The sequence below is a fragment of the Streptomyces sp. GD-15H genome (assembly GCF_045291515.1).
In the GTDB taxonomy this organism is placed as follows: Bacteria; Actinomycetota; Actinomycetes; order Streptomycetales; family Streptomycetaceae; genus Streptomyces.
The window spans coordinates 3873959-3882500 of sequence record NZ_CP149447.1; the positions used below are offsets into that span (position 1 = coordinate 3873959).

The 8542-nt window shown below is 66.8% G+C and carries 5 protein-coding genes, 2 rRNA genes and 2 pseudogenes (1 of these 9 only partly in view); all 9 read right to left on the reverse strand.

Translation table 11 applies throughout. The features are described 5' to 3' along the window. Positions 1 to 10 precede the first annotated feature (10 nt). Positions 11 to 1075, reverse strand: a complete 1065-nt coding sequence (locus WJ438_RS18070; protein WP_406726176.1) for an NAD-dependent epimerase/dehydratase family protein — start codon at positions 1073 to 1075, stop codon at positions 11 to 13. Positions 1076 to 1259: 184 nt separating this feature from the next. Further along, positions 1260 to 1358: a 30S ribosomal protein bS22 gene (locus WJ438_RS18075; RefSeq protein WP_003948845.1), complete on the reverse strand. Its 99-nt coding sequence runs from the start codon at positions 1356 to 1358 to the stop codon at positions 1260 to 1262. A 154-nt stretch (positions 1359 to 1512) separates the two neighbouring features. After that, positions 1513 to 1725: a helix-turn-helix domain-containing protein gene (locus tag WJ438_RS18080; RefSeq protein WP_157842153.1), complete on the reverse strand. Its 213-nt coding sequence runs from the start codon at positions 1723 to 1725 to the stop codon at positions 1513 to 1515. 129 nt (positions 1726 to 1854) lie between these two features. Further along, positions 1855 to 2640 (reverse strand): phosphatase, encoded by a 786-nt coding sequence (locus tag WJ438_RS18085; RefSeq protein ID WP_406729724.1) that lies wholly within the window; start codon positions 2638 to 2640, stop codon positions 1855 to 1857. A gap of 209 nt (positions 2641 to 2849) precedes the next feature. Continuing rightward, positions 2850 to 4023: pseudogene (locus WJ438_RS18090) on the reverse strand (acetoin utilization protein AcuC). Continuing rightward, positions 3974 to 5209, reverse strand: a pseudogene (locus tag WJ438_RS18095) (MFS transporter). The pseudogenes WJ438_RS18090 and WJ438_RS18095 overlap by 50 nt, the downstream one beginning before the upstream one ends. Before the next feature lie 78 nt (positions 5210 to 5287). After that, positions 5288 to 5932 carry an HAD family hydrolase gene (locus WJ438_RS18100; RefSeq protein WP_406726177.1) on the reverse strand — a complete coding sequence of 215 codons (645 nt, stop codon included), beginning with the start codon at positions 5930 to 5932 and terminating at the stop codon, positions 5288 to 5290. Between the two features lie 61 nt (positions 5933 to 5993). Beyond that, positions 5994 to 6110: ribosomal RNA gene (gene rrf, locus WJ438_RS18105) — 5S ribosomal RNA — on the reverse strand. Between the two features lie 104 nt (positions 6111 to 6214). Beyond that, positions 6215 to 8542, reverse strand: a 23S ribosomal RNA gene (locus tag WJ438_RS18110); it runs 794 nt beyond the window's last position.

Consider the following 8542-nt stretch of genomic DNA (forward strand, 5'->3'; position numbering starts at 1 on the left):
GCTGCGCTCCTCAGTTGGCGCTCTGCTTCGGGGGGTGACCGCCGCCCGGCAGGGGCAGTGCGGCGATCCGGTCGACGGTCCTCTCGAGGACCTCCGGCGGAAGCAGTCCGGGGCCACGGCTGCGCACGAAGTCCGCGAACGTTTCTGCAGTCGTGTACTTCGGTGTGAAGCCCAGCGTCTCGCGCATCTGGTCCGTCGCCACCACCCGGCCATGTGTGAGCAGTCGGATCTGCTCCGGCGAAAAGTCCGACACCCCCAGCGTACGCACCAGCGAGCCCGCCCAGGTGACCGCCGGGAGCAGCAGCGGCACGGTGGGCCGGCCGAGCCGCCGCGAGCACTGGGACAGCAGCAGGACCCCATCGCCGGCGACGTTGAAGGTGCCGCTGTTGAGCGTGCCGCGCCGGGGTTCGCGCGCGGCCAGGCGCAGTACTTCGATCACGTCGTCCTCGTGCACGAACTGCAGCCGCGGGTCGTAGCCGAACACGGTCGGCAGGACCGGCAGCGAGAAGTACGAGGCGAGCGGGCTGTCCGCGGCGGGGCCCAGGATGTTGGCGAACCTGAGCACGCACACGGCGACATCCGGGCGGCGGCGCGCGAAGCCACGCACATAGCCCTCGACCTCGACCGCGTCCTTCGCGAACCCGCCGCTGGGCAGGGACTTGGGCGGAGTCGTCTCGGTGAAGACCGCCGGGTCGCGGGGCGCGGAGCCGTAGACGTTCGTACTGGACTTCACCACCAGACGTTTGACGCGCGGAGACTTCTGACAGGCACCGAGCAGTTGCATGGTGCCGATGACGTTGGTCTCCTTGAGCGCCGTCCGGCTGCTGCCGCTGCCGAGCGGCGTGCCCGTGACGTCCAGGTGCACGACGGTGTCGGCACCGGCCTCCGCGAGCACGCGCGCGACGGTGGGCTGCCGGATGTCGGCTTGGACGAAGTCGGCGCCGCCCAGAGGGTGCGCGGGCCGGACCGCGTCCACGGCGACGACCCGTTCCACCTCCGGGTCACGCTGGATCCGCCGGACGAAACGGCCCCCCAGAGGGCGGGCCACTCCCGTCACAAGCACGACCTTTCCCAAAACCAGCGCCTTCCTCTCGCCTACGTCCTGCCCGCCAACCTAACGGGTCACGGTCGCTCTGTGCTGTCCACTCGATACATGGCGTGATGACAACCGGGGAGAAGAACAGACCCGGCCAGATGTAAAGACAGTGGCCCCCCACCTCACCGGTGGGGGGCCACTGGACACGCTTCCGCGACGTCGCTTACTTCTTGTTGCGACGCTGAACGCGCGTGCGCTTGAGCAGCTTGCGGTGCTTCTTCTTCGCCATCCGCTTGCGCCGCTTCTTGATAACAGAGCCCACGACTACCCTCGCTCACTTCTCATCACTCGGTGTTTGGGCGCCATGGGCCCACACGACCTACGAGGGGCCAGCCTACCCGCCCGAGCGCTGAGGTCGTAATCGAGGAGCCAGGGAGGCCCGTGAGTGCCCTGTGCGGGCCCTCCCCGGTTCGCCGTCAGGCGGTGTCCACCCCCACATAGCTCTCGCGGAGGTATTCGTGAACCGCTTGCTCCGGGACGCGGAAGGACCGCCCCACCCGGATCGCGGGCAGATGACCACTGTGCACCAGCCGGTACACGGTCATCTTCGACACTCGCATCACCGAGGCGACCTCCGCCACGGTAAGGAACTGAACCTCGTTCAGAGGCCTTTCGCCAGCTGCAGCCATGACACACCTGAACCTTCCGCACTCGACGGCCACCGGCTTCCCCTTCCGGTGACTCTTCGTCGCTGCGTGCTCACTCCCCAATGTAGGGGCGGGTGATGCGAGTGGGGAAGAGGTGCACCCATCGGCGGCCTACTGTGACAGACACGCTCGATTGAGTACGTAGCGGATCAGCGGCACATAGTGATCGGACCGCGCACCGTCATCAAGGGGGACCACCACCGACACACACCCCTCGGCCTCCCCCACGAACGGGGCGGGGTCGTTCACATCGGCCAGCGCGACGGCCTCGAACCCCAGCTGACCTGCCCCGCAGGTCCAGCCGTGGTCTCCGATCACCAGCCCGGGGAGCGGCCCGCCGCTCTCGGCGGCCACGGCGAGGGCGGTCCGAACCGGGAGCGGGGAGTGCGTGTGTGCGCCGGGCCCACCACCGGGGCGTTCGGGGTCCGCGCCCCGGACGAACGCGACTCCTCGCACGTAGTCGAGGTTGTACGTGCGTAGACCGAACCGGGTCGTTATGTCGACACAGCGACCCTGCGCCGGAGTGAGAACGTCACATCCCGCCGCCGACAGAGCGTCTGCCAGCCCGGCGTAGAAACCGAGCAGCCGGTGCGGGTGGCCGGTACCCAGCAGCACGGGCGCACCGCTCCGGGCGGCGACCGCGAGGCGCTCCGCATAGGCGTCCAGGGCCGCCAGGGTCCGCTCCGGGTCGATCACATCATGCCCGGAAACATGGTGAGGATCGGCCGAAACACCACACCTGTCCGCCATCAACTCGATCAACTCCCGCTGACTCCAAGCCCGTTCCGGGTCCAGGCCGATCAGCAGGCGCGGATCCCGGGCGGCGAAGAGCCGGTAACTCCGCAGGCTCTCCTCCCGCGTGGTGGCCACGACCCCGGCCAGCCGGGCGGCCAGCAGATGCGCACGAAGGCCGCCGCGGTCGGCGAAGTCAGCGGGGTCGGTGGGATCGGCAAGGTGGGCGGGGTCAGCGGTGGTCGGCACGGGAGCGATGGTGCGCGAACCTGAGCCCGGGCACCTCGAAAAACGGGAAACACCGCACAGTCGGCGTAAGCACAACTGGCGGGACCCGCTTCAGAGCCCGGCACCGGAGCCCGGCACCGGCCCGTTCATGCCAGCAGCCCCCGCAGCGGGAACGCCGCTCGGCGGGCCGCCAGTACCGCCTGGTCCAGCCGGTCCGCCGGGTCGTCAGCCGGCCTCCCAGGGGGCCCAGGACACGGGCCACCGGCCGTCGGTCATCCGCATCGGCCCCAGTTGCCGGGTCCGGGCGTACACCTCCTGCCGCCAGCTCTCGGGAATCACCGTCACCGGATCCACCGGCCGCTCGGCCGCGATCGCCACCAGATGGGTCCAGGACCGCGGCACGACCTCCACCACCGCGTAACCGCCACCGCCCAGGGCCACCCATCGCCCGTCGGCGTGCTCGTGCGCCAGCTCGTGGCACGCCACCTGGACCGTGCGCTGCGCGTCCAGCGACACCGCCAGATGCGCCAGCGGGTCCTCGAAGTGCGTGTCGGCGCCGTGCTGGGTCACCAGCACCTGCGGCCGGAAGTCCTCGAGCAGCTCCGGTACCACGGCGTGGAACGCCCGCAGCCATCCCGCGTCCCCGGTCCCGGCCGGCAGGGCCACATTGACCGCGCTGCCCTCCGCGCTGTCCGCCCCCGTCTCCTCCGGCCACCCGGTCTGCGGGAACAGCGTCCGGGGATGCTCGTGCAACGACACCGTCAGCACCCGCGGGTCCTCCCAGAACGCCGCCTGTACACCGTCCCCGTGATGCACGTCGACGTCCACGTACGCGACGCGCTCGGCCCCCAGCTCCAGCAGCCGGGCGATGGCCAGCGCGGCGTCGTTGTACACGCAGAAACCCGAGGCCGACCCCGGCATCGCGTGGTGCAGTCCGCCCGCGAAGTTCACCGCGTGCAGCGCGTCCCCGCGCCACACCGCCTCCGCCGCGCCCACCGACTGCCCCGCGATCAGCGCCGACACCTCGTGCATCCCGGTGAAGGCGGGATCGTCCATCGTCCCCAGCCCGTACGACGGGTCCGCCGTCTCCGGATCCGCCGAGGCCGCCCGCACCGCGCGGATGTAGTCGTCGCGGTGCACCAGCCTCAGCGTCGAATCCCCGGCCGTCTTCGCGGCGACCACCGCCACCTCGCGGTCCAACCCGAACGCGCCCACCAGACTCCGGGTCAGCGCGAGCCGCACCGGGTCCATCGGATGGTCCCGGCCGAAGTCATAGCCCGTTACTGCCTCGTCCCACATCAGCTGTGTGCGGCCGCTCATGCCCGCCACCGTACCGGTCAGGTTCAAGCGCGAACGACCTGGCGTACCCCAGAGTCACCAGCACCAACCCCATCGGCGCCAGCATCGCCCCCCGATGACTCCAGGCATCCCCGAGCGCCCCGACCAACGGGGAACCGATCAGGAACCCCACATAATCGAAGACATTGAGGCGTGCCACGGCCGCATCCGAAGCCCCCGGGCCGCCCTGCGCGGAAGCGCGCCGGCCCGCCGCCGCGAAGGTCTGCGGCACCAGCACACAGAGCCCCAGCCCCAGCAGCGTGAACCCCGGCATCCCCACCCACGCCCCGGACGCCCCGGCCACCACGGCGAACCCCGCCGCCGCCAACAGCGCCCCGGCCCGCACCACCACCACGGCCCCGAACCGCCGCACCCCGACGTCCCCGAGCGTCCGCCCCAGCAGCGTGGTGACCATGTAGACGTTGCACGGGACGGTCGCCATCTGCTCCGAGCTCCCCAGCACGTCCTGGAGGTACTTCGCGCTCCAGTTCGAAACCGTCGAGTCCCCGATGTACGCCACCGTCATCACCACACACAGCGGCAACAGCAGCTTGAAGGCGACAGCCCCGTCCTCGCCCCGGCCGCCCCTGCCCCTCCGGCACGGGCTCGTCGACCTCGCCGGCCTCGCCGTCGACGTACCACCGGCTCCCGACCAACGCCGCCGGCATCAGCACCAGCACGACCGGCAGATACGACACCCACAGCGCCAACTGCCAGTACGCCCCCACCCACGCGAGCGACGCACCGGCGATCCCGCCCAGGCTGTAGGCGGCATGAAAACTCAGCATGATGCTGCCCCCGTACGCCCGCTGCAGACTCACCCCGAGCATGTTCATCGAGGCGTCCAGCGCCCCCACCGCCAGCCCGAACGCGGCCAGCGACACAGCCAGCCCGGCCAGGTGCCCCCGGCCCCGACCCCGAGCAGCGCCGGTAGCACGACAGGCTGCGACCACCGCAGCACGCGGCTCGCCGGCACCCACCGCACCAACCACTCCGTCGTCACACTCCCGACACCGGCCAGGATGGGCACCGCGGCGAGGAAGACGGGCAGCAACGCGTCGGAGACCCCGCACCGATCCTGAATGGCCGAAATCCGCGTCACGTGCAGAGCGAAGGCGACGCCCTGCACGAGGAAGCCGAACGCCAATGAGACCCTGCCGCGCCGCAGTACATCAGTCGTGGCGGCGAGCGTAGGGCCCCGGTGTACTGGTGGGTAGATCCAGCCAAAGATGAATTCCGCTCAGTTTCAGCGGAGCAGTTCCGTCAACTCCCCCATGTCCACGAAGAGTCGAGTGGCCCCGGCGAGCTTCTCGGCCGACGCCATCGAGGCGAACCCGTACACGTCCATCCCGGCCGCGACCGCAGCCTGTACGCCAAGAGGGCTGTCCTCGACCACGACACACCGTTCCGGTGCGACACCCATCCGCTCGGCGGCGTGCAGAAAGAGATCCGGTGCCGGCTTGCCCCGTCCCACGTCCTGCGAGCTGAAGATCCGCTCGTCGTCGAACCACCGGTCCAGCCCGGTCGTGCGGTGTCCCACCCGGATCCGCTCATGGCTCCCGGACGAGGCGACGCAGTACGGCACGCCGTCGGCGGCCAGCCGCTCCAGCACCTCCACGGCGCCGGCGATCGGCTTCAACTCCCGCTCGAACGCGGCGAAGACGCGGGCGTGGAACACGTCGTCGAAGTCCACCGGCAACCGCTGCCCGGTCCTTTCCTCCACCAGGTCGTGCACCCGATGCATGGCGGACCCCATGTAGTCATGGAGGGAGTCCTTGTACGACGTCGGATGCCCGAGCTCGGTGAGGTAGCCGGCCAGCAGCCGGTTGGAAATGGGTTCGCTGTCGACGAGGACGCCGTCGTTGTCAAAAATGACCAGGTCATAGTGCATGACCTTGACCCTAAACGCGGAAAGCCCCGTGCCGAAGGGCACGGGGCTTTCCACAACAATTGTTCGGCGGCGTCCTACTCTCCCACAGGGTCCCCCCTGCAGTACCATCGGCGCGGTAGGGCTTAGCTTCCGGGTTCGGAATGTAACCGGGCGTTTCCCCTACGCTATGACCACCGAAACCCTGATGGTTTCGAGCGAACAAGCACACTCTTCTGTTCTGTCCCGCTCAAAGCCGGCAACCGTTCGCTGCCTCAGAACTAACACAGTGGACGCGAGCAACCTGGGGACAAGCCCTCGGCCTATTAGTACCGGTCAACTCCACACGTTACCGTGCTTCCATATCCGGCCTATCAACCCAGTCATCTCCTGGGAGCCTTACCCCATCACGTGGGTGGGAGCCCTCATCTCGAAGCAGGCTTCCCGCTTAGATGCTTTCAGCGGTTATCCCTCCCGAACGTAGCCAACCAGCCATGCCCTTGGCAGGACAACTGGCACACCAGAGGTTCGTCCGTCCCGGTCCTCTCGTACTAGGGACAGCCCTTCTCAAGACTCCTGCGCGCGCAGCGGATAGGGACCGAACTGTCTCACGACGTTCTAAACCCAGCTCGCGTACCGCTTTAATGGGCGAACAGCCCAACCCTTGGGACCGACTCCAGCCCCAGGATGCGACGAGCCGACATCGAGGTGCCAAACCATCCCGTCGATATGGACTCTTGGGGAAGATCAGCCTGTTATCCCCGGGGTACCTTTTATCCGTTGAGCGACGGCGCTTCCACAAGCCACCGCCGGATCACTAGTCCCGACTTTCGTCCCTGCTCGACCCGTCGGTCTCACAGTCAAGCTCCCTTGTGCACTTACACTCAACACCTGATTGCCAACCAGGCTGAGGGAACCTTTGGGCGCCTCCGTTACCCTTTAGGAGGCAACCGCCCCAGTTAAACTACCCATCAGACACTGTCCCCGATCCGGATCACGGACCCGGGTTAGACATCCAGCACGACCAGACTGGTATTTCAACGACGACTCCACCACCACTGGCGTGGCGGCTTCCCGGTCTCCCAGCTATCCTACACAAGCCGAACCGAACACCAATATCAAACTGTAGTAAAGGTCCCGGGGTCTTTCCGTCCTGCTGCGCGAAACGAGCATCTTTACTCGTAGTGCAATTTCACCGGGCCTATGGTTGAGACAGTCGAGAAGTCGTTACGCCATTCGTGCAGGTCGGAACTTACCCGACAAGGAATTTCGCTACCTTAGGATGGTTATAGTTACCACCGCCGTTTACTGGCGCTTAAGTTCTCAGCGTCGCCCCGCCGTAGCGGGACTAACCGGTCCCCTTAACGTTCCAGCACCGGGCAGGCGTCAGTCCGTATACCTCGCCTTACGGCTTCGCACGGACCTGTGTTTTTAGTAAACAGTCGCTTCTCGCTGGTCTCTGCGGCCACCCCCCGCTCACCGAGTAAATCGGCTCACCGGGCGTGGCCCCCCTTCTCCCGAAGTTACGGGGGCATTTTGCCGAGTTCCTTAACCATAGTTCACCCGAACGCCTCGGTATGCTCTACCTGACTACCTGAGTCGGTTTGGGGTACGGGCCGCCATGAAACTCGCTAGAGGCTTTTCTCGACAGCATAGGATCGTCCACTTCGCCGCAATCGGCTCGGCATCGGGTCTCGGACGCATGGCGTGCGGATTTGCCTGCACGCCGTCCTACACCCTTACCCCGGGACAACCACCGCCCGGGCTGGACTGCCTTCCTGTGTCACCCCATCACTCACCTACTGCGGGTCTGGTCCGCCGGCTCCGCCACTCCCCCTCGCCCGAAGGCTTAGGGGCGGCGTCGCGGGCTCAGCATCGCCCGGTTCGGCGCTGGGCGCCTCATGGCGGGTACCGGAATATCAACCGGTTGTCCATCGACTACGCCTGTCGGCCTCGCCTTAGGTCCCGACTTACCCTGGGCAGATCAGCTTGACCCAGGAACCCTTAGTCAATCGGCGCACACGTTTCTCACGTGTGTCTCGCTACTCATGCCTGCATTCTCACTCGTCAACCGTCCACAACTCGCTTCCGCGGCTGCTTCGCCCGGCAGACGACGCTCCCCTACCCATCACAGCGGGCGTTGGCCCCATGTGCTGCAATGACACGACTTCGGCGGTACGCTTGAGCCCCGCTACATTGTCGGCGCGGAATCACTAGACCAGTGAGCTATTACGCACTCTTTCAAGGGTGGCTGCTTCTAAGCCAACCTCCTGGTTGTCTGGGCGACTCCACATCCTTTCCCACTTAGCGTACGCTTGGGGGCCTTAGTCGATGCTCTGGGCTGTTTCCCTCTCGACCATGGAGCTTATCCCCCACGGTCTCACTGCCGCGCTCTCACTTGCCGGCATTCGGAGTTTGGCTAAGGTCAGTAACCCGGTAGGGCCCATCGCCTATCCAGTGCTCTACCTCCGGCAAGAAACACGCGACGCTGCACCTAAATGCATTTCGGGGAGAACCAGCTATCACGGAGTTTGATTGGCCTTTCACCCCTAACCACAGGTCATCCCCCAGGTTTTCAACCCTGGTGGGTTCGGTCCTCCACGAAGTCTTACCTCCGCTTCAACCTGCCCATGG